This window comes from Flavobacterium sp. CF108, from assembly GCF_900129795.1.
Classification (GTDB): Bacteria; Bacteroidota; Bacteroidia; order Flavobacteriales; family Flavobacteriaceae; genus Flavobacterium.
In genome coordinates, this window is the sequence record NZ_FQWW01000003.1 from 613,540 (window position 1) to 635,005 (window position 21,466).

The following is a 21,466-nucleotide window of genomic DNA, read 5'->3' on the forward strand; positions in this document are numbered from 1 at the left end:
GAATTATCATTTTTTACTCGCCGCCCAAAAAATGGAATTCCTCAAAAGAGTAGTGTAAGCTTCATTTTCAAACAATTCAGGAGAATGTCCCATAAAAATATAAACGTTTCGGGATTTAAAATGATCGTTTGTCCAAACAACCGGATGATCGCCCATTTTTATCTCTGAATTAGGTTCATAAGTAGCTTCATCAACTGAAGCCAATACATGAACATTCGGGCGCGGACTTTTATCATAAGTATACCATTCTTCTTTTTTGATAAGAAATTCAGGTGAAATTCCTTTGATTACCGGATGAGATTTGTCTTCAATATTCACTTTCGCATTTGCAAAAGTGGCAATGTAATTTTCAAACTTTATTCCGCCCATAAAATCAGAAAACCATTTCCACATGGGGTAACCGTCAAATTCGCCCAGTAAAGTAGCGTGATGCAAACCAACCCATCCGCCTTTGCCGTCGTTCATGTATTTTTCAAATGCTTTCATAGATTCCTCGCTCCAGGTATATGGATGATAATCCAGCTGAATAAAAACCTTATATTGTTTTAAAAAGGCGTCGTTAATTTTTGCTGTGTTTTCAATATAATCAATCGTAAAACTACTGTCTGCTGCCAGTTTGTTCAGCCACGGTTTTGCTGCTTTAGAAAAGGCCAAATGATGTCCGCCGTTTTCATACAAAACCAAAACTTTAAACTTTGATTTTTTAGATTTCTGTGCGGTACAATCTACCTGAAAAATGAAGACTGTTATAAATAGGATTAGAAAATTTTTCATCCAATAATTGAAGTTTTTTTATCTAAATTTTATTTGTCTGCCAAAGCTGTAATTGCCTGTAAAAACCATGCTGAATGCGGAATCCATTGTTCTGTCCAGCGCCATTCGTCATTGCCGCTAACATCCATATTAAAATCAATTCCAGAGCCGTCTCCGTTTCCTTCTTTACCCGTAATTCCATTAGAAATTCCGCCCTTTTCAGAACCGTGCCCGTAATTAGAATGCATGTACGGGACATTTTCTTCTCCAAATCCATATAAAAAACATACCGAATACGGATTGCATCCTAAAATCCATGATAACTGCTGTGAAGCATATAAATCAAGCGGTTTTTTCTCAGTACCATTATTTTTTACAGAAACTACTTTTCCGCCTTCAATTGCAGCTGTAGCCAGCGAAGCTAATCGGGCATTTTCTCCCTGCCACCACCAACCGGTTTCATTATCATGCGGAATAAAAAAGCCATCTTGTACCTTACCGTTAAACAAGAAACTTTGGCGTGCATAACCAAACGGATTTTCTACATTATTGGTAACGGCTAAATTATATTCTAAAGCCTTTTTGATCACATTTTTGGCATTCTTTATTTCGTTGCTGTCGTTTTCTTTTTTCAAATATCTTGTCAAAGAAACTATTGGTAAACCTGCATCGGCAGCATGCCAAAACGGACGATTTCCGTCATTGCTTCTAAACCAGCCTTGATCGGTTATTCGGTTTTCGAGATTGTGCGTCCATTTTCTGGCTTCGTCTTTATAGAAATTATCATTGGTAGCAATCCATAACTCAGTTGCCGCCATTAAAGCACAATAATCATCAATAATATTTTCTTTTCTGTCATCATCATATTTAGTGTTATTTACTAAAAGATGTGCATAAGCACGTTTAGCTCCGTCTAAATATTGCTGTGATGTAAAATCACCATTTTTTTTCCATTGCGAAATTCTGGCTAACGAAGCAATTGCCATTCCTGCGCCTTCGCGAAAAGCACTTTGATATTCGTCTGTAGTAACACTATTGGCCTTTAAACCCACAATTCTTCGGGCAGCAGGATTTTTATCAAAATAACTGAAAACAATCATATAAAAATAATCCTCTTTTGATAAACAGCGCATCATATAATCTGCTCCCCAAATGGCTTCGTTATCAAGAGAATCTTTTATTTTCCATTGCGTCAACTGTTTCGGAATTGTTTCTGAGGTATTAATAAGCGACCAGGTTACCAAAGGCGTTTGCTGCGGCGATACAAAATTGGCGTAAGCCAAATGCGAAAAATATTTACTCACATCGCCAGATGCATCACACCATCCGCCGCGAACATCTGCCGTTTTTGTACTGCCGTATAAGATGATGTTTTTGTCGGCTTCGAGTTCTTCCGGAGTATTGGCTCTTTGTTTATTATAATAGTGAACTATGGATGAAATAACTCGTTTTGCCAGTATATTTTCTTCAATAGAAAAACTTGCGAAGTATAAATCTGATCTGCAATTTTAAAAGTGATTTTATACGTTCCGGGTTTTTGAAAAGAGGAGAAATCAGCTTTATAAAATTTTTCACCAAGTTTCCAGTCGTCCACGTTTTGCGGTTTCCCAATTAATGCCGTAAACACTATTTTATGAGTTTGAGTATCAACAACATCAAAAGATGCATTTTCACGAAGATTAGTTGGATATGCTATAATGGCTATTTTTGGACTTTTCGGATCAAAACCAACCTGATTTACATAAATAATAGGTTTACTGTAAGCCATAACAGAAAGAAACAGCACTATTATGAGATATCTAAATTGCTGACGGAGTTTTAGCATAGTTTATTTTTTATAAAGCAAATTACAAAAAAGTGAAAATTTATATCGCTTTTCTATTCTTCTAAATTTCATTAAAAAGTCAGGAATAACTTGGGGAACTTATTTTTACTGCGTTTGTAAGTAAAATCAAGATAAAAGTGATGTGTATTTGATGTGCTTTTTATAACAAACAATAAGCTCACATCTCATTTTTTATTAAAAATTTCTATCATTTATTTTCTTTGTAATGTTTTGAAATCGTGAGTTTTAACTTTTTTTTATTAAATTTGATATGACAATTTCTAGCAATAGTGATTATGGAAAAATTAAAACGCCCGGTTTATCTTAGAGCTGGTACTGATGATTTTTTTAGAAAAATGCGCAACGAAGTCACCGAAACGGTATTGCAAAATTCATCATTGTACCTTTTAAATGTTATAAAGTCTTTAGGTCTTTTGGTTTTGTTTTTTTTATTTTATGGCTGTATTTTATTTTTTGGAAACAGCACACCTTTACTTTTCCTTTTTTATATTTTGTGTGGTTTTACCATGATTGTACTTTTTATAAATGCCTTTCATGATGCTGCGCACGGAGCTTTATTTAAAAAAGCAAAGCACAATGAATGGTTCTTATATGTTTTAGAACTCTTTGGAAGCAATCACTGGCTCTGGATGCGCCGCCACATCAACCTGCATCATGCCTATCCAAATGTTCAGGATTGGGATATTGATATCAAACAAAGCGATATCATCAGGATTTTTCCAAATGCTCCCGTGCTTAAATATCATAAATACCAGCACATTTATATGTGGTTTATTTATCCGCTTTACAGTTTAAACTGGATTTATATTCGGGATTTTAAAGACTTTTTTGGAACAAAAAACAACTACGTAAAGAAGATTGTTGAAACGATTCCGCGAAAGCAGATATTTATATTATTTACAGCAAAAATTATAAACCTGTTTTATATTCTTTTTGTTCCAATGATTTTGCTCAATCAGCCATGGTATTTAGTTTTAGCAGGATGGTTTGCGATGCATTTATCCGGAAGCGTTTTGGGAGTTGTCGCATTAGTTTCTACCCATGTCGATGAAGATGCCAATTTTCCTGGAACCGACGAAGAAGGAAATTTATCTGCAACCTGGGCTTTACACCAAATGATTGTAACCAAAGATTTTAGTACCAACAGCAAATTGGCCAATTTTTTATACGGAGGTTTTACACATCATGTAGCGCATCATCTTTTTCCGGGTGTTGGTCATACCTATTATCCCTACATTACGCCAATAATAATAAAATATGCCGAAGAATATGATCTTCCTTACACGTCATATCCTTTTTATTATGCCGTACGTTCGCATTTCAGGATGTTGAAGAATAAGGGCGTGAAAGAAAATATTTTAATGACAGGAGAGATTTAAAAAGCTCGGTTACTTCTTACTTACAGAAATAAATAAACATTTATTTAATGCTTGTTTATTGTTAAATTTCTGTAATTCAGTAAAATACGTAAATATACTTGCGTATTCCTCATTTAATTATGCTAACTTTATTCTTACAAAAACAACGTTTCGATAAAATAGCGTTGATTTTTTATTGCAGCTTAGTAAAAGTCATTTTCTCTTTTGAGTTGTGATACAGCATTCAATTTTTAATACTGTTTCCGTTATCGATAATAATTCGAAAAGCGGGATAGAATATTGTTTTTAATAACTAATATGTCTGGCACTATGAAAAAAGAAACCTATGCACAACAAACAAATCTTGAAGAAATCCCATACTACTATCCTTCGACCTGGCCTGCTGATGGGGCAATTGATTTACGCATTCATGATCTTCCTCACCATGAATCATTAATCGAGTGGTGGTATCAAAATTGTCATCTCACTTCTAAAGATGGAAAACGACTGTCCTTATTTGCTTCTTTTTTCAGAGTGGCAATAAAAGAGGAAACAACAGGAAACCTGAACTATACCCATTCTGTAATCTGGTCATTGTCAGATAAAACAGATGGCAAATATTATATGGACTCTCTGGTAGATCCTAGTACACCGGGACAGGTATTAAAAGCGATAAAAAAGGCCGAAGAAAAAAATGAAGGAAGCAGATGGATTCGCCGTGCATTAAAAGAAGTATATGAAAAAGGAAATATGCCGCTGCCGGACAGACTTCTTAAACAACCAGCAAAAATAGGTTTAAAGAATCTCTCCCTTGAATACGATGAAAATTCCTTTAAAAAAGAAGAACAAGGAAATTATCATTTAAAACTCGAAAATCCATCAAACGAAATTTTGTGCAAACTTGATTTTATTCCCTTAACAGAACCTGTACGACATGGAGATGATGGAGTAGTAAGCGGGATAAGGAAAGAAGAAATGTTTTATTATTTTATTCCAAAGTGTGAGGTGAGTGGAGAAATTCAGATAGGCAATACGGTTTATGAAGTAGAAGGGAACGGTTGGTACGACCATGAATTTAGCAGACCTGCTGATGAAACTTCCACATTTGAATTTAAGCATGAAATGGACTGGAACTGGATTGCACTTCAGTTAGACAATGGATATCAGTTATCTGGTTATGATCTTTTTGATAATACAAAAAATGGCGAACACGCCGGAGGTACTATAATTATCATTGATCCCGATGGTAAAAATACAAGCGTAAAACAGTACTCATTTTTACCCGAAAAGTATTGGACAAGCGCCAGAACTTTTATATCCTATCCCGTTTCCTGGAAAATAGAAATACCACAGTTTAATATTTTTCTTTCTATAACCGCAGATTTTCCAGAGCAGGAATTTATTACAATTCTTTCTGCACCCGCATTTTGGGAAGGCAGTGTAAGTGCTGCAGGAAAATTTATGGAAACAGAAGTTTCTGGTAACGGATATATTGAAAGAAATGGATTTAGTACCAAAACAAATATTGAAAGCTTCTTAAAAGCAGTAGGTGACACCACCCAAAAATCGGTAGAATCTTTGCTTCCCTTAAATCCTACTGACGATCAATTTTACAAGTTGGTTAATAGTCCGTTGGGAGTTTCTTTTTTGAGCGCTGCAGATAAAGAGCAATATGTCTCGTCTGTTATAAAACCTATAAGGGAAATCGTAGACAGAAGTAAAAAGGCCTGGCGTTCTTATATATTTTTAGCTTGTATAGATAGTGTTGGAGGAAACTCTCAGCCGTTTATCGACTGGCTGGCAATGCCGGAGTTCATACATACAGGATCCTTAATTGTAGATGATGTTCAGGACAGATCTGACACACGCAGAGGAGGCACCGCTTTGCATCATCTTTATGGTGAAGCACTTGCAATTAATGCCGGTAATGCCAGTTATTTTATTTCAGAATTATTTATGCATGATCCTAAACTTCCGGATGATATTCGGATAAAAGTATATGAACTTTATTTTGAAATGATGCGTGCAGCACATGCAGGTCAGGCAATGGATATCAGCGGACTTCATGATCTTATGCCAGAGGCTGTTAACAAGGGAAATAGTTCAACGCTTGAGAATAGAATTTATACTATACACAGATTAAAAACTGCAACTCCCGCCTGTACATTAGCCAAGCTGGGAGGATTAATAGGAGGTGGAAAACCTGAAGAAATTGAGGCATTAAGCAGTTTTTTAGAAGCAATAGGTGTTGCTTACCAAATAATGGATGATGTACTGAATTTGCAAGGCTATGAAAATAATCTTAAAGATAAAGGAGAGGATATTACAGCCGGAAAAATAACCATGCCAGTGGCAAAAGCAATGGGATTAATGCCTTTAAAGCAGCGCGAATATGTATGGGAAACCATTCAGACACTGCCAACGGACAGAGCGGTAATTGCATCTGTAATTCATTTATTGCAAGATTGCGGAGCCATCGAAGCCTGCAGACAAGAAGCCGATGAACTTGTAGAAACCGCATGGGAAAAATTGGATAAGCTCCTGCCAGATTCCTTTTTTAAAGTTAGATTACGGGCTTTTGGCTGGTATGCCTTAAAAAAGGAATGATTTTAAAATTACATTCATTTCAAAACCGGAATTTTCACAAAACTGTCATTATACCATTTTATTTGCAAAGGTACTTTTGCATCCAGAATTGTTTCATCGCTTACTTCTTTTCCGGTTCCATAATTTAACTGCGAAAACGGATTTTTATTTACATTAACGGCAATCAATAAACGGCTTCCTTTACTTAGTTGTTTGCTGACAAAATGAGTATTAGTAAAAGAGATTGTTTCCAATTTATTAGGTTCTAAAAGCTGTCTTTTTTCAATATCTTTTGCATAACTGGCGCGGCCTATGTAATACGATAAATGAAAGTATTCGTCATTTGGAGTAACCTCATAAAGCGTTACGCCCAGATCCATATCTTTTTTGTTGATGCTGCATTTGATTTCTCCCAAAAATGACCCATTTACAATCAAAGCTTCTTTTAACGGTTCGCTTATAAAAAAATATCCGTCATATTTGCTGACTTCTTTTTGAATAATCGGGCTTGGATAATAATTGTTATTGCTCGTTTGTCGGTCTGCAAAATCAACTTCCTGCGATAGGAATTCTTTTTTCTTAGGTTTTTGAGAATCGGCTAAATGGAAATCTCCTGATTTATTTGCTGTTAAATAAAAAGTCAGGAAACCGTTGTGCATTTTTTCGAATGAGGAAGCACTTTTCCATTCATTCGCGCCCATAACTTCATAATTGATTTTGTCTTTTAGAATTTCAGGTTTAGTGCTATTCTTCAAAATAAAATCAAACCATTGATAGGTAATTTTTTTAATATCGATTAAAGCATTGGAGTCGACTTTATAATCATTTAAAATGGCCTCGCCGCCAATCTGGGTTCCAAAATGTCCATAAGGGCCAATTACAAGATAAAAAGGTGTTTTCGGACTATACTTTTGAAGTTCTTTCAAATAGTATAAACTAGAGTTTTGAGAATCATTATAATAACCATCAAAAGCTAAAATGGGAATATTAATCTGCGAAAAATCATTTTTATAAGGCGCCATTTTTTGCCAGTAATCATCAAATGACGGATGTTTTATCCATTTCTGAAACCATCGGTTAGGCTCTCCGTCAATACTGTCTAATGTTTTATAAGCAGCACCAGATTCCCACCATCTAAATTTTAATCCTCTAAAACGTGGTCTGTTATTATTGGTAACTGTATCAAGATATTTGTTGTTTCCCACATAAAACGCCCATTCGTAATTTGGGTTTATAAAAACATTATTTTCCATTGGTAATCCCATTCCGGGTCTGTTTGCAACGTAGGGAACAATTGTTTTAAGCGCCGGATGCATCTTTTTACAAGCCGCCCATTGTGTAAAACCGTTATAACTGCCGCCATACATTCCAACACTTCCGTTACACCATTTTTGTTTGCTGATCCAGTCAATTGCATCATAAGCATCGCTGCTTTCATTTTCATACGGATCAATTTCGTTAGGGCTGAAACGCTTTCCGCGAGAATAAACAATTACGCCTGTATACCCTTTATCAACAGATTCTTTTATGGTTTTGAGATCCCTGTCTTTGTCACGAACATAAATCGTGTATTGAAGAATTACAGGTTTTGCATCAGTATCATTCTTTTTTCGGGCAACCATTGCAGATAATATGGCACCGTCCCGCGTTGTAATCGAAACACTGTCCTGAATATCATAATTACTTTCGTTATTTGCTAATTTTGTGGCTTTTGTCTGCTGGGCAGAAAGTCCGCAGATTGTAAAAAATAAACTCAGAAATAAAAACAATGCTTTCTTATTCATCATTTGTAAGTTTTTTAGTTAAACGAATTTAATTATAAATTTATATATTTATATATTTATATATTTATATATTTATATATTTATATATTTATATATTTATATATTTACTTCAATAATGACTCAAATTATAACTTCATGTTACAATATATTAAATCTTCATTTTTTTTAATATGCTTTTGCTGGATAATTTCTGCGAAAGCACAAAATGAAGCATATGCAGAACCTGTAGAAAATAAAATTGAGGATACAACCTTTGTAAATCTTAAAGACTACAGCAAAGATTTTATTTATGATATGAAATATGCCACAGAAGATAATTTCCTGAAGGCAAAAGTATATGATTGTGCAGAATGTTTCCTGCGATTAAAAACCGTAAAAGCTTTAGTCGAAGCTAATAAAGATTTTATCAAAAAAGGATATAAAATAAAGCTGTACGATTGTTACAGGCCTTTATCGATTCAGCAGAAAATGTGGGCAATTGTTTCGAATCCGGAGTATGTGGCAGATCCAAAAAAAGGCTCCATTCACAATAGAGGAGGAGCCGTAGATATTTCGTTAGTCGATTCTAACGGAAAAGAACTTGAAATGGGAACCGCTTTTGACTTTTTTGGTCCAGAAGCTGGTCACAACTACACTAAATTTTCTAAAGAAGTTTTATCAAATAGAAAATTCCTTAAAAAAATAATGATCCAAAACGGTTTCAATTCCTTTGATTCAGAATGGTGGCATTATAATTTAAAAACCGGATTAAAAGATCCGGTTGCGAATCAAAAATGGAATTGCGAATAAAATTACTCAACGCATCTGATATTCTGCATGAAATATGTATTGGGCTGATACGTTTTGTTATTCATTTCAGAAACTAATTCTCTTTTTACAATATAATCTTCTGTATCTGTAAGATATTTAATTCGCATAATCAAAATAGGCGAAGTTTTTAAATCTTCATAATTATCTTTCATAAACATAAAAATCCCGGTATTTACACGATTGTCAAAACCCTTGTCGTCGCGAATTAAAGTACCGCAGTTTTCCTGGTTAATATGCATAAGCGTAACAATTTTTCCGTTTTCTAATTGTAAATAAACTTTAGAATTTTTATCAAAACAATTCGCTTTTATAAAGTCTTTGCTTTTTTGAATAAGCTGTAAATTTAAAGTAGGTAAACCGTCTGTCTGCGCAAGCGAAAAGAAAACATAACTAAAAGTACCGCCAAAGTTCTTCTCACTTATCAAATATTCATTAGTTACTTTATAAGTTCCAATCGAGTCTGTTACATTGGCACTGTATTCACAAGGTTTTTGAGCAAATGCGGTAAAGGTTAATAAAAAAAGAGTTAGAGTAATTAGTTGTTTCATTTTTAGATTTAGATTATTTTTCTGCAAATTAAAACTATTTTGCTTTCATTTTTATCTGTTGTAAAAAAACAATAAATATTTCCACCATTTTTTATTTTCCATTTCTTCCGAATGTTTTCTACAGTTTCAGGAAAGTTGCGGGTTGTAACGTTTGCCTGCTGATTTAACAGCTCGGTTTTCATCTCATTTTTGCTGTATGAAATTACTTTCTCAATCTCAAAACGGCGTCCCGGAAAATCAATTAAATCTTCAGATGTATATAAATGAGAATGTTTATGCAACTTATTGATTTGGAATATCGTGCTTACTTCATCAAACCCGCCCGACTTCATAATTGCCGAATTAGCTTCGTAAAGATATTTTTGAGGAAGATGATATGATGGAAATGGAGTATCATCGCCTAAAACAAATTCAAACGTTTCTATTTTATCTTTTAAAATATTGGCTGTTTTTAAAGTTATTTCTCCCGAATAATTTTTATGAATTTCAAAAAGCAATTCTTTAACCTCATTTTCGAGTGCGATAATATGAATGTTTTTTACAAATTTCAATTCAGATAAACCTGCAGAAATATCTAATAAAGGCGCGGTTTTAATTAAAATAGAATCAGCCTTTTCAAAATAAAAATCTAAAGAATCGGGAACATTTGGCAAGCAGTCTTTCAGCATAAAAACTTTACCTTTTGCATCATTTCTTCTAGAAGGATCAATATAAATCCAATCGAATTTCTGGTTTAAACCATTTAAAACATTGGCAGAATCATCGGCATAAAAACTGCAGTTTTCAACACCTAATTGTTTGAAGTTATGTTTTACAATTGCAGATAAATCTTCGTTTATTTCGCAATGTGCAATAGTTTTAAATTGTTTGGAAAAATAATAATCATCAACACCAAAGCCTCCGGTAAGATCAATTAAACTTTTTCCCGAAATTAAAGAAGCTTTATAAGCCGCTGTCTTTTCAGAAGAAGTCTGCTCGACAGAAATTTTACTCGGATAAATAATATTTTCTGCAGCAAACCAGGTTGGTAATTTGTCTTTTGCTTTTGACTTCGCTTCGATTTGGTTTAAAATTAAAATCCATTCCACCTCTGGAAAAGGATTTTTTTGAAGCGCTAATTTTGTAATGGATTCACTGCTATTCAGCGTTATAAAATCTTGAATATTTTTACTTAAAATAGAAGTGTTCAAAGCTAAATTCTTTCGGTTAAAACAGATATAATTTTGTTATCAGGAAAAAATTCTTTTAAAATTACTTTTATCATAGTAAAAAGCGGAACTGCGATAATCATTCCTACGATTCCAAAGGTAATGCCGCTAACTAAAGTAATCAGGAATATTTCCAGCGGATGCGAATTTACGCTTTTTGATGAAATTATAGGCTGGCTGATGTTATTATCAATCGCCTGTACCAGTAAAAACCCAATCACAACATAAATAGTAGTTGGTAAAATTTCAGATCTAAAATCCTGCCCAATTAAGCTGATCATAGTTAAAAGCGCAGCTAAAGTAGTCCCAATGATTGGCCCGATGTAGGGAATGATATTTAAAACGGCACATAAAAACGCAATTACAAAAGCATTTTTATTTCCGAAAATCACTAAAACAATCAGATAAAGAATAAATACAACCGTTAATTGAAGCAAAAGCCCAATAAAATAGCGGGTTAACATATGGTTTATCTTGGTGATCGAATTTAAAATTTTGTCTTCGTTTGAATCTGGAAGTAATTTTCTTGCTGTAGATTTAAACTGATCCTGATCTTTAATAAAGAAAAAAGTAATGAAGAATACAGAAACTAATCCCATTCCCATATCAGCCATAAAATTCAAAATCGAGTTGATAAAACCAGTAAAATAACTAAAATCCAACATCGAAGTAACTTTTGAATCTCTCAGTACTTTATTGAGATCAAAATGCGGAATATTAAAGTAGGTTTCAATAGTTTGTTCCGTTTCCATGAACTGAGATTGCAGCTGATTGGTATCTAAAAGCGATAAATTATTGGCCTGAGAAATGATTAATGGAACAAATAAAAAGATAAAGCCAACCATTAATAAAACAAAAATTACAATGGCGGTTGTCGCGGCAAGTGAATCTTTGAATTTTAATTTATTCTTTAAAAACAAAACCAGCGGATTTGATATTAAACACAAGATCAAAGAAATACATAAGTAAACAATGACAGTTTGTATTTCGTATAAAAAGTATAAAACAATACCAATTATTAATATTGTAGTTAATGCTCTTAAGATTCCGTTAGAAATAGTTTTTGACGTTATCATATTTAAATTTTAGACTATAAAAATAGGAAAAACCTTTTAATATTCTAGCTTTAAAATAAAAAAGCGAGATGGAAACATCTCGCTTTTATAGGGTATTTTAAGACTGTTTAAAAGTTTATGGCTGTCCAAAAGAAAATCTTGCACCTCCGCTTACGAAGATAGCAGCCATTCTGTTTTTCTGTCCTGTAGAGAACATATACATTCCAGCATCATCAGTGTAATCCATGTAGTTCATTGTCATTTCTACCGGAGTACCAGAACAAGTACTGTAGTGTGGATAAGCAGGAACGCCATAGTTTGCAGTGTTGTGAGTAGGAGTATCTGAAACTAAATCGCTTCCGCAAGTTGCATCTCCCCAAATGTGACGTAAGTTCATCCAGTGTCCAACTTCGTGAGTACCAGTTCTTCCTAAATTATAAGGAGCCGCAGAAGCACCAGATAATCCGAAATATTTAGAATCAATTACAACTCCGTCTGTAGAAGAAGATCCTCCAGGAAATTGTGCATAACCTAAAATTCCGCCGCCAATAGTACAAGCCCATAAATTAAGCTTTGTAGTAGGAGAAGTTGGTGCTAAACCGCCCTGAGCTGTTTTTTTCATAGCATCATTGGTTCCCCAAGAAGTTTTAGTTGTAGATTTTCTAATAACCTGGTCTAAAACAAATGAAATTCCAACGTTAGCTTTAACACCTGCAAAAAGTGCTGGTACGCTGTTATAATCAGAGTTTTGTGCGTTGAAATCTTTGTTTAGAACATCAATTTGAGATTGAATTTGAGCATTTGAGATATTCTCTGCAGTTGTTCTGTACAAAACGTTTACTACAACAGGAATTTGAATTTTACCATTTACAAGTTTACCTGTAAGTAAAGTTTTGTTTGTAAAAGCTTCAATTTCGTTCATTCTGATCGCTAATGTAGGATCAGCTTTTAACTGAGCTTCTAAAACATCCTGAGTTGCGCAAGAACGAAGCGTTGCTTTTGCAGCAGAAGCTTCAGATCCGCTTGCGTCAGCAGATTGATCGTTTTGACAAGAAAACAGCACTAGTGCTGTAAATGCAGTAATAATAACTTTTTTCATAATAACGGGGTTTTTTGTTATAAAATATTAGTTTTGGTTAACCAGATCGCAATTTTATAACAAAAACATTTTGTAGCCAAATTTTTATATGGAATTATTTGTGTGAAATTTTACAATCCCTTGTATAGTCTAGTTCTTACAAAAAAGTTAAAATTATTTTTATGATGTAAATTCTTATTTATGAATGTTTTTAGGAGTAAAAAAACTATAATTAGATTAAAATTTAACCTTTTGGTAAAATGTTTGTATTAATTTTAACACTGTTTCCTACGTATTTCTACTTTTTTTAGAAAAGTATCTTTTATGTTAAAGAGGGAAAGAAGTAATCTCATATAGCGCAATACTCGCAGCTTGTACAACATTCATACTAGAGTTTTTTCCAAACATATTGATGTGTACAATTTGATCACAGATTTTTAAAAGTTCATTTGAAATTCCATTGATTTCATTTCCTATCAAAAGGGCTGTTTTTTTATTTGGAAGCACAACTTCTTTTAGAGGTTTGCTATTGCTTGTAATTTCTAAAGCAATGATTTCGAAGCTGTTTTGTTGTAAGTATTCAATTAATTCTGAAGTTTCTTCGATAATTTGATGCGGTACATGAAGATGCGTACTGCGGGAAGTTTTGTTAATTTTTCTTGGCGTAAGCGGAATATCTTTCCCCAGAAAAATAATATTTTCGACACCAAAAGCCTCAGAAATTCTAAAGAGTGAACCAATGTTTTGCTGAAAATAAATATGATCGCAAACCAAAGTTATAGGAAATGTTTTTCTCTCAAATTGATTTTCTTCGTGAGTAAGCTGCATTTTTGTTAGTAAAAAGTAATTAGTAAAAAGTAATTAGTAAAAAGTAATTAGTAAAAAGTGATTAGTGTTGAGAGGTGACGTTGTTTTTTTAAAATTGATTGAATTACTAGTTACTTATCACTTGAGACTAGTCATTAATTAGTAAAAATATAATTGATAATGTTGGCACCCATTTTTAAAGCTTTGTCGCGAACATTTGCAGGGTCATTGTGCACTTCAGGATCTTCCCAGCCGTCGCCTAAATCGCATTCGTAAGTATATAATAAAACTAATTTATTTTCTACAAAAATTCCAAACGCCTGCGGACGGGTTCCGTCGTGTTCGTGAATTTTAGGTAATCCGTTTGGGAACGGAAATGGTTTTTGGAAAATCGCGTGATTTGCAGGAAGTTCTACTAAATTATTATTCGGAAATATTTTTTTGATTTCTTTTCGAATGTATTGATCCATACCGTAATTATCATCGATATGAAGAAAACCGCCTCCGTATAAATAATTTCTAAGATTGGTTATGTCTGAATCGCTGAAAACAACATTTCCGTGTCCGGTCATGTGTACAAACGGATACGAAAGCAAATCAGGATTACTTGGTTCTACTGTCGATGGTTTTGCTTTTATTCTGGTATTGATGGTTGAATTGCAAAAACGAATTAAGTTGGGCAATGATGTTGGGTTTGCATACCAATCGCCGCCGCCGCTGTATTTAAGCAAAGCAATTTCCTGAGAAAATGAAGAGATTGAAAAAAGTAAAAACAGGTAAAATATTTTTTTCATGTAATTTTTAATTATTGATCTGTCATTGCGAGGAACGGAGCAGCCTCACTAATAATTCGTATTCTAAAACTTTGGCAAGCTCAGTAAGTTTAATTTGAAAGTGTGATTGTTTCGTTCCTCGCAATGACTAAACTAAACTTAATTCGGCGTTTCATTAAAAAACACAACACTATGGCAAGCGACAACTGCAGCAGTTTCTGTTCGCAAACGTGTATTTCCTAAAGTTACCGGCTGATATTTATTTTCGATGGCCAAAGCTATTTCTTTTTCTGAGAAATCTCCTTCGGGACCTATTAATAAAGTTACATCTTCATTTGGCTTTAAAGTTTCCTTCAACGATTTTTTATCGGTTTCTTCACAATGTGCAATAAATTGTAAACCCTGATTTTTTTGTTTTATGAATTCCTTAAACGAAATAGCATCATTTAATTTTGGAAGAAACATTTCATTTGATTGTTTCATTGCCGATAAAATAATCTTTTCAAAACGCTCTAAATTAATTACTTTTCGTTCAGAACGATCGCAGATAATAGGCGTAATTTCCTGAATTCCAATTTCTGTAGCTTTTTCTAAAAACCATTCAAAACGATCATTCATTTTGGTTGGTGCAACGGCTAAATGCAGGCGAAATTTTGGTTCTGGAGATTTTGTTATTGAACGAACGGCAACAATACATTTATTGTCTGAAGCCAGCGTAATTTCAGTTTCAAACAATAAACCAAAACCGTTTGTAACATGCAGGATATCTGAATCTTTCTTTCGTAAAACTTTTATAATATGTTTGCTTTCTTCTTTATCAAAAGAAAAACTCTCGGTTGATTCGTCAATATCAGGATTGTAAAATAACTGCATAATTAAAATTGAATTCGCGCTTTAGAAACCACCGCAGAAGTTTCGAAACGACTTGATAAATATTTTTGATAGCCCACAATTCCAATCATTGCAGCATTATCTGTAGTATATTCAAATTTCGGAATAAAAGTTTTCCAGCCGTATTTGGCTTCGCTTTCTTTCAAAGTAGTCCTGATTCCTGAATTTGCCGAAACTCCTCCGCCAATGGCAATTTGTTTAATTCCGGTTTCTTTGACAGCCAGTTTCAGCTTGTCCATCAAAATTTCGATAATTGTATGCTGAATAGAAGCGCAGATATCGTTTAGGTTTTCATCCACAAAATTTGGATTCTCCAGTTTATTCTTCTGTATAAAATATAGAATTGCTGTTTTCAATCCCGAAAAACTAAAATCTAATCCCGGAACTTTTGGTTTTGTAAAAGTAAAAGCTTTTGGATTTCCTTCTTTAGCATATTTGTCAATCAAAGGTCCGCCCGGATAGGGAAGCCCTAAAATTTTTGCACTCTTGTCAAAAGCTTCTCCAACGGCGTCATCAGTCGTTTCACCAATAATTTCCATGTCAAAAAAGCTGTTCACTTTTACAATTTGGGTATGTCCGCCGCTGATAGTTAAAGCCAAAAAAGGAAACTCAGGTTTATCGTAGCCTTCTTCATCAATAAAATGAGCTAAAATATGAGCATGCATATGATTTACAGCGATTAACGGAACGTTTAATGCTAATGCTAATGATTTACTGAAAGAACTTCCTACTAACAATGATCCCATTAAACCCGGACCTTGTGTAAAGGCAATGGCAGTTAGCTGTTCTTTTTGTACATTTGCTTTACGAAGCGCTGCGTCGATTACAGGAACTATATTTTGCTGATGGGCTCTTGAGGCTAGTTCAGGAACCACACCGCCATATTGATTGTGAATTAATTGATTAGCCACAACATTTGAGAGAACTTTATCGTTATGTAAAACTGCGGCGGCAGTATCATCGCATGAACTTTCGATGGCAAGAATAAAAACCTCTGAATTTTGCATATAAAGGCACGAATTTTGAATTATATTTGACAAATCAAATTTTGAATTGCTTTGATTTGAAGCAGAGCCCCAAAATTAAAGAATTTTTATCAAAACAGCCGCCCTTTGTCTGTTCAAATTAAATTAAAACAAAATCTATAATAATACCAGTTATCAAAAGAGTTAAGAAAATAGTATCCAGAACCCTAATTGGCTTAATTTTACTTTTGCTGGTACTTGCTATCACTCTGTCACTTCCTGTCGTACAGACAAAAATCGCAAAATATATTACCGAAACTTTAAATACAGACTTCAAAACAAACATTAGTGTTGATAAAGTTGCCATTAATATTTTTGGCGGTGTAAAACTTAAAAAAGTCCTGATTTTAGATCATCACAAAAAAACGATGATTTATTCTGATATTATTACGACTGATATTTTAAGCATAAAACGACTTATTGACGGCGATTTACTTTTTGGTGATATTCGTTTAACGGGTTTGATTTTTAACCTAAAAACCTATAAAAACGAAGACGAAAACAATATTAATAAGTTTATTAAATTGTTTGAAACCAAGGAAGAAAAGAAACAATCAGGTAAACATTTTCTTTTTACAGCCAAAAACGCCTACATCACAAACGGAAATTTTTCTGTTGTGGATGAAAATAAAAGAACCCCGCAATTTTTAGATTTTAAAAAACTGAACGCTTACATAAGCGATTTCAAATTATATGGGCCTGATGTAAATACTACAATTCACAGATTTTCATTTTTAGATCACCGCGGTTTGTATGTTTCTAATTTTACAGGGAAATTCAGCTATACTAAAAAACAAATTAAAGTCGAAAATCTGGCAATTAAAACCAAAAGATCATGGATTTACGGAAAAGCGATTTTGAATTATAAAATCAAAGATTTTCTCGATTTTACAGATAAAGTGCAGTTTGATGTTGCGTTAGATTCGTCTTCAATTGCTTCAAACGATATTCGTTATTTTTATGATGGCTTAGGAAAAAACCAGCATTTTAAAGTTAGGACTAAGATAAAAGGAACTTTAAACAACCTGAATTTAAACCGCCTTAGACTTACTGATACAAACGGTTCTAAAATTTTTGGAACAATCAATTTTAGAAATCTTTTAGGATCAAAAGAGCAGAAGTTTTCTATGGACGGAAAGTTTGATAAATTGATTTCAAGCTATGATAATCTGGTAGTTTTACTTCCGGGTATTTTAGGCAAAAAGCTTCCGAAAGAACTAAAAAGAATCGGGAAATTTAATATTGTTGGAAAGGCAAAAGTCTCGACAACAGATCTAGAAGCAGATTTTAAAATGGCAACTGATTTAGGAAACGGCAAAGTCGATCTTCATATGAATAATATGGATTTTATTGATAAAGCTTCTTATGCGGGAAATATAGTTCTGGATAATTTTAATGTTGGCGCTTTATTAGATCGAAAAGATATAGGGAGAACAACCTTAGATATTGATGTTGACGGCGTTGGTTTTACAGAAAAATATTTGAATACTATCGTAAAAGGAGATATTGCCAAATTAGATTACAATAAATATACCTACAGTAATATTGTTGTAAATGGAAATTTCAAACTTCCTTATTATAAAGGACAAATTTCTGTAAATGATCCAAATCTAAGCCTGACATTTGATGGTTTGGTTGATTTAAGCAAAAGAGAAAGCCGTTACGATTTTCATATCAATGTCGAAAATTCTGATTTGCGAAAACTGAAATTCATAAGCGATTCGATTTCTCGTTTTAAAGGGGATGCCGTTGTGCAGTTAACCGGAAATTCGATCGAAAATCTTCAGGGAAATATTTACATTAAAGATGCTGTATATCAAAACCCAAAAGCAACGTATGCTTTTGATGAAGTTACGGTAAGCTCGAATTTTGATGCAGACAGACTCCGTACCATAACCGTTAATTCATCGGATATTGTTGAAGGAAAAATTGTGGGTAAATTTCAGTTTGCACAATTAGATAAATTGGTAATGAATTCTGTTGGAAGTCTTTATACCAATTATAAACCTTTTAAAGTTAAAAAAGGGCAGTTTCTGCGTTTCAACTTTCATGTATATAATAAAGTTGTCGAAATGCTGTATCCAGAAATGAAAATTGATTCGAGTACAGTAGTTCGCGGAAAAATCGATTCAGATTTACAGGAATTTAAATTCGGATTCAGATCAAAACAAATCAGTGCGGCTAAAAATACTTTTGATAACATCAGAATTAGTATTGATAATAAAAACCCGCTTTATAATGCTTTCATTGAGTTAGATAGTATCAAAACGCCGTATTATAAAATACGAGATTTCAATTTAATCAATGTAACCGCAAAAGATACTTTGTTTGTTCGTTCTGAGTTTAAAGGCGGCGACAAAGGGCAGGATTATTTCAATCTCGATTTGTTTCATACCATTGATAAAAACAAGAATAATATAGTCGGCATCAAGAAATCTGAAATGAAATTTAAAGACTATTTATGGTATTTAAATGAAGATGCGAAAAAAGACAATCAGATTGTTTTTGATCAGTATTTTAAAAACTTCTCAATAGATAATATTGTATTGTCGCATGAAAACCAGAAAATTGATTTAAACGGAGTCATAAAAGGAAAAGATTATAAAGATCTCGTCCTCAATTTTGAAGATGTAGATATCAATAAAATTACACCTTTTAACTCCAAGTTTGTTTTTAACGGAAACTTAAACGGAAATATAAATTATAAGCAGAATAAAGATGTCTTTCAGCCCACGGCAAGTATTGTGGTAGATCATCTTAATTTAAATAAAGTCGATCTGGGAACTTTGAATTTTGATATTTCGGGAGATCAGAGTTTTAAAAAGTTTACTATAAATTCTTCGATTGTAAATGGTTTTGCCGAGTCGTTTAGAGCAAACGGAACAATTGCTGTCGAAAATAAAGAGACATTCTTAGATTTAAATTTAAAACTCGAAGGATTTAATCTGGCAACTTTAGGAACTGTCGGCGGCGATGTATTATCAAATGTAAGAGGTTCTGTTTCAGGAAATGCTGCTGTTGTGGGGAATTTGAAAAAACCGGAAATCAACGGACGTTTGTATGTGGAGAAAGCCGGAATGACAATTCCGTATCTTAATACAGATTATGCATTGAGCGACAGAACAGTTATTGACTTAACCGATGAAAAATTCCTGTTTAGAAATAATCAGTTAACTGATACAAAATTTGGAACAAAAGGATTGCTGAACGGAACAATTGAGCATCATAATTTTGGAGACTGGAAATTAGATTTAACCATAACTTCAAAACGATTATTGGCACTTGACACAAAAGACAGTGAAGATGCGGCGTATTTTGGAACGGCGTTTATAAACGGAACTGCCAGCATAAAAGGTCCAACGGAAAGTTTATTTATTAAGGTTGATGCAAAATCTGAAAAAGGAACAGAGGTTAAAATTCCGATTAGTAACGTACAAAATTCGAGTGAAAGCAACTGGATTCATTTTGTAACGCCAAAAGAGAAATACAATTTAGCTAAAGGTATTGTTGAGAAAACCCGAAATTATAACGGACTTGAATTAGAGTTTGATTTTGATATTACACCAGATGCCGAGGTTGAAGTAATTCTGGATCGAAATTCCGGTCACGGTATGAAAGGAAAAGGATACGGATCGTTATTGTTTAAAATCAATACGCTGGGTAAATTTAATATGTGGGGAGATTTCCAGGCCTACGAAGGAACGTATAATTTTAAATACGGTGGTTTAATCGATAAAAAGTTTGCGGTTAAAAAAGGAGGTTCGATTATTTGGGAAGGTAACCCAATGAAAGCCCAGCTGAATTTAGAAGCGGTTTACAAAACAACGGCAAATCCTGCGGTATTATTAGACAATTCATCTTTCAATAAAAAAGTTCCGGTAGAAGTTGTAATTGGTTTAAGGGGAGATTTAACGAGCCCTGAACCTAATTTTGATATTCAGTTTCCATCCGTGAGTAATGTTTTAAAATCGGAGATACAATATAAGTTAGACGATAAAGATGTACGCCAGACACAAGCCTTGTATTTATTGTCGACAGGCTCATTTATGAGTCAGGACGGATTTAATCAAAGCGATTTATCTGGAACATTTGCAGAAACGGCTGCGAGTTTGTTAGGCGGCATTATAAAATCGGATAATGACCTTATTAATATAGACTTGAATTTTATATCAGCAGACAGAAGAATAGGACAGGAAGCTGACGGACAGTTTGTGGCCAATATTTCATCGCAGATTAATGAACGAATTTCAATAAACGGAAAAGTAGGGGTTCCCGTTGGAGGAGTAAACGAATCTGCCATTGTGGGAGATATTGAAATTTTATATAGAGTAAACGAAGATGGATCAATGAACCTTCGTTTGTTTAATAAAGAAAATGATATTAATTATATAGGACAAGGAATTGGTTATACACAAGGAGTTGGTATTTCGTATGAAGTCGATTTTGATACTTTCAGTGAACTGGTCAATAAGTTGTTTAAAAGCCATAAACTGGAAAAAGCTATAAAAAATTCAGATGAATTTCAGGATTCTAATTTAAATCCGGACTTTGTTAATTTCAATAACAATAAAAAGGAAGCTGAAAAAAATAAAAAGAAATCAGAAAAAGAAAAAGAAGAGGAGAGTAAACCAAAGCCTCAAAACAATAATGAAGGTCTGATTCCTGACAACGATTTCTAACACATTGTTAAAAAAGAGTATAAAAAAACCATTCGCCGCAACGAATGGTTTTTTTATGCCTAACTTTAGCGCTTTTAGTAAATTTTTGCTAAAGCACTGTTCTTAATATTTTTATAACACTTCATTTAGGTATTGTTATTTTTAAAGAATTAATTAAAAAATGGGGTATTTATTATTTTAAATGAAATTTTTAGTATCAAAAAACTTATTAACGAAAACGTTTGAATTTAACATATTTTACTAATTTATTATAAACAGAACCCGA

Annotated in this window: 16 protein-coding genes; 4 read left to right on the forward strand and 12 right to left on the reverse strand. The window is 33.4% G+C overall.

Annotated features, from left to right (window positions below):
• Positions 1-6: 6 nt before the first annotated feature.
• Genes BUE10_RS11370 through BUE10_RS24110 form a run of 3 tightly spaced genes read right to left on the reverse strand, consistent with a single transcriptional unit; the run spans position 7 to position 2,578 of the window.
• Positions 7-774, reverse strand: a complete 768-nt coding sequence (locus BUE10_RS11370; protein WP_073485131.1) for a ThuA domain-containing protein — start codon at positions 772-774, stop codon at positions 7-9.
• Between the two features lie 29 nt (positions 775-803).
• Positions 804-2,225, reverse strand: coding sequence for a glycoside hydrolase family 9 protein (locus BUE10_RS11375; RefSeq protein ID WP_200801713.1), 1,422 nt, complete (start codon positions 2,223-2,225; stop codon positions 804-806).
• Positions 2,183-2,578 carry a cellulase N-terminal Ig-like domain-containing protein gene (locus BUE10_RS24110; protein ID WP_200801712.1) on the reverse strand — a complete coding sequence of 132 codons (396 nt, stop codon included), beginning with the start codon at positions 2,576-2,578 and terminating at the stop codon, positions 2,183-2,185. Before BUE10_RS24110 ends, BUE10_RS11375 begins: the two co-directional genes overlap by 43 nt.
• Before the next feature lie 296 nt (positions 2,579-2,874).
• Here BUE10_RS24110 and BUE10_RS11380 point away from each other — a divergent pair, with 296 nt between their 5' ends.
• Positions 2,875-3,978 carry a fatty acid desaturase family protein gene (locus tag BUE10_RS11380; RefSeq protein ID WP_073485133.1) on the forward strand — a complete coding sequence of 368 codons (1,104 nt, stop codon included), beginning with the start codon at positions 2,875-2,877 and terminating at the stop codon, positions 3,976-3,978.
• A 309-nt stretch (positions 3,979-4,287) separates the two neighbouring features.
• Positions 4,288-6,564: a polyprenyl synthetase family protein gene (locus BUE10_RS11385; protein WP_073485135.1), complete on the forward strand. Its 2,277-nt coding sequence runs from the start codon at positions 4,288-4,290 to the stop codon at positions 6,562-6,564.
• Between the two features lie 14 nt (positions 6,565-6,578).
• Here the strand turns inward: BUE10_RS11385 and BUE10_RS11390 are convergent, their stop codons facing one another.
• A complete protein-coding gene (locus tag BUE10_RS11390) occupies positions 6,579-8,330 on the reverse strand; it encodes a CocE/NonD family hydrolase (RefSeq protein WP_234984735.1) in 1,752 nt (583 codons plus the stop codon).
• 132 nt (positions 8,331-8,462) lie between these two features.
• On the opposite strand from BUE10_RS11390, the gene BUE10_RS11395 reads away from it, so the two are divergent.
• Positions 8,463-9,116, forward strand: coding sequence for a M15 family metallopeptidase (locus BUE10_RS11395; RefSeq protein WP_073485138.1), 654 nt, complete (start codon positions 8,463-8,465; stop codon positions 9,114-9,116).
• 2 nt (positions 9,117-9,118) lie between these two features.
• On the opposite strand, the gene BUE10_RS11400 is transcribed toward BUE10_RS11395, so the two are convergent.
• The 8 genes from BUE10_RS11400 to tsaD form a co-directional block, all read right to left on the reverse strand.
• Positions 9,119-9,685, reverse strand: a complete 567-nt coding sequence (locus tag BUE10_RS11400; RefSeq protein ID WP_073485139.1) for a hypothetical protein — start codon at positions 9,683-9,685, stop codon at positions 9,119-9,121.
• A gap of 8 nt (positions 9,686-9,693) precedes the next feature.
• Positions 9,694-10,875, reverse strand: coding sequence for a THUMP-like domain-containing protein (locus tag BUE10_RS11405; RefSeq protein ID WP_073485141.1), 1,182 nt, complete (start codon positions 10,873-10,875; stop codon positions 9,694-9,696).
• 2 nt (positions 10,876-10,877) lie between these two features.
• Positions 10,878-11,969: an AI-2E family transporter gene (locus BUE10_RS11410; RefSeq protein WP_073485143.1), complete on the reverse strand. Its 1,092-nt coding sequence runs from the start codon at positions 11,967-11,969 to the stop codon at positions 10,878-10,880.
• Between the two features lie 115 nt (positions 11,970-12,084).
• Positions 12,085-13,047 carry a zinc metalloprotease gene (locus tag BUE10_RS11415; protein WP_073485145.1) on the reverse strand — a complete coding sequence of 321 codons (963 nt, stop codon included), beginning with the start codon at positions 13,045-13,047 and terminating at the stop codon, positions 12,085-12,087.
• Between the two features lie 306 nt (positions 13,048-13,353).
• Positions 13,354-13,854 (reverse strand): TrmH family RNA methyltransferase, encoded by a 501-nt coding sequence (locus tag BUE10_RS11420; RefSeq protein ID WP_073485146.1) that lies wholly within the window; start codon positions 13,852-13,854, stop codon positions 13,354-13,356.
• A 134-nt stretch (positions 13,855-13,988) separates the two neighbouring features.
• Complete coding sequence (locus BUE10_RS11425) at positions 13,989-14,627, reverse strand: DUF4159 domain-containing protein (protein ID WP_073485148.1); 639 nt, start codon at positions 14,625-14,627, stop codon at positions 13,989-13,991.
• A 138-nt stretch (positions 14,628-14,765) separates the two neighbouring features.
• A complete protein-coding gene (locus BUE10_RS11430) occupies positions 14,766-15,479 on the reverse strand; it encodes a 16S rRNA (uracil(1498)-N(3))-methyltransferase (RefSeq protein ID WP_073485150.1) in 714 nt (237 codons plus the stop codon).
• Positions 15,480-15,481: 2 nt separating this feature from the next.
• Positions 15,482-16,504 (reverse strand): tRNA (adenosine(37)-N6)-threonylcarbamoyltransferase complex transferase subunit TsaD, encoded by a 1,023-nt coding sequence (gene tsaD, locus BUE10_RS11435; RefSeq protein WP_073485152.1) that lies wholly within the window; start codon positions 16,502-16,504, stop codon positions 15,482-15,484.
• A gap of 206 nt (positions 16,505-16,710) precedes the next feature.
• Between tsaD and BUE10_RS11440 the strand changes: the two genes are divergently transcribed.
• The gene (locus tag BUE10_RS11440) at positions 16,711-21,201 is read left to right on the forward strand and encodes a translocation/assembly module TamB domain-containing protein (protein WP_073485154.1); all 4,491 of its coding nucleotides are present in this window, start codon (positions 16,711-16,713) and stop codon (positions 21,199-21,201) included.
• The last annotated feature ends 265 nt before the right edge of the window (positions 21,202-21,466 follow it).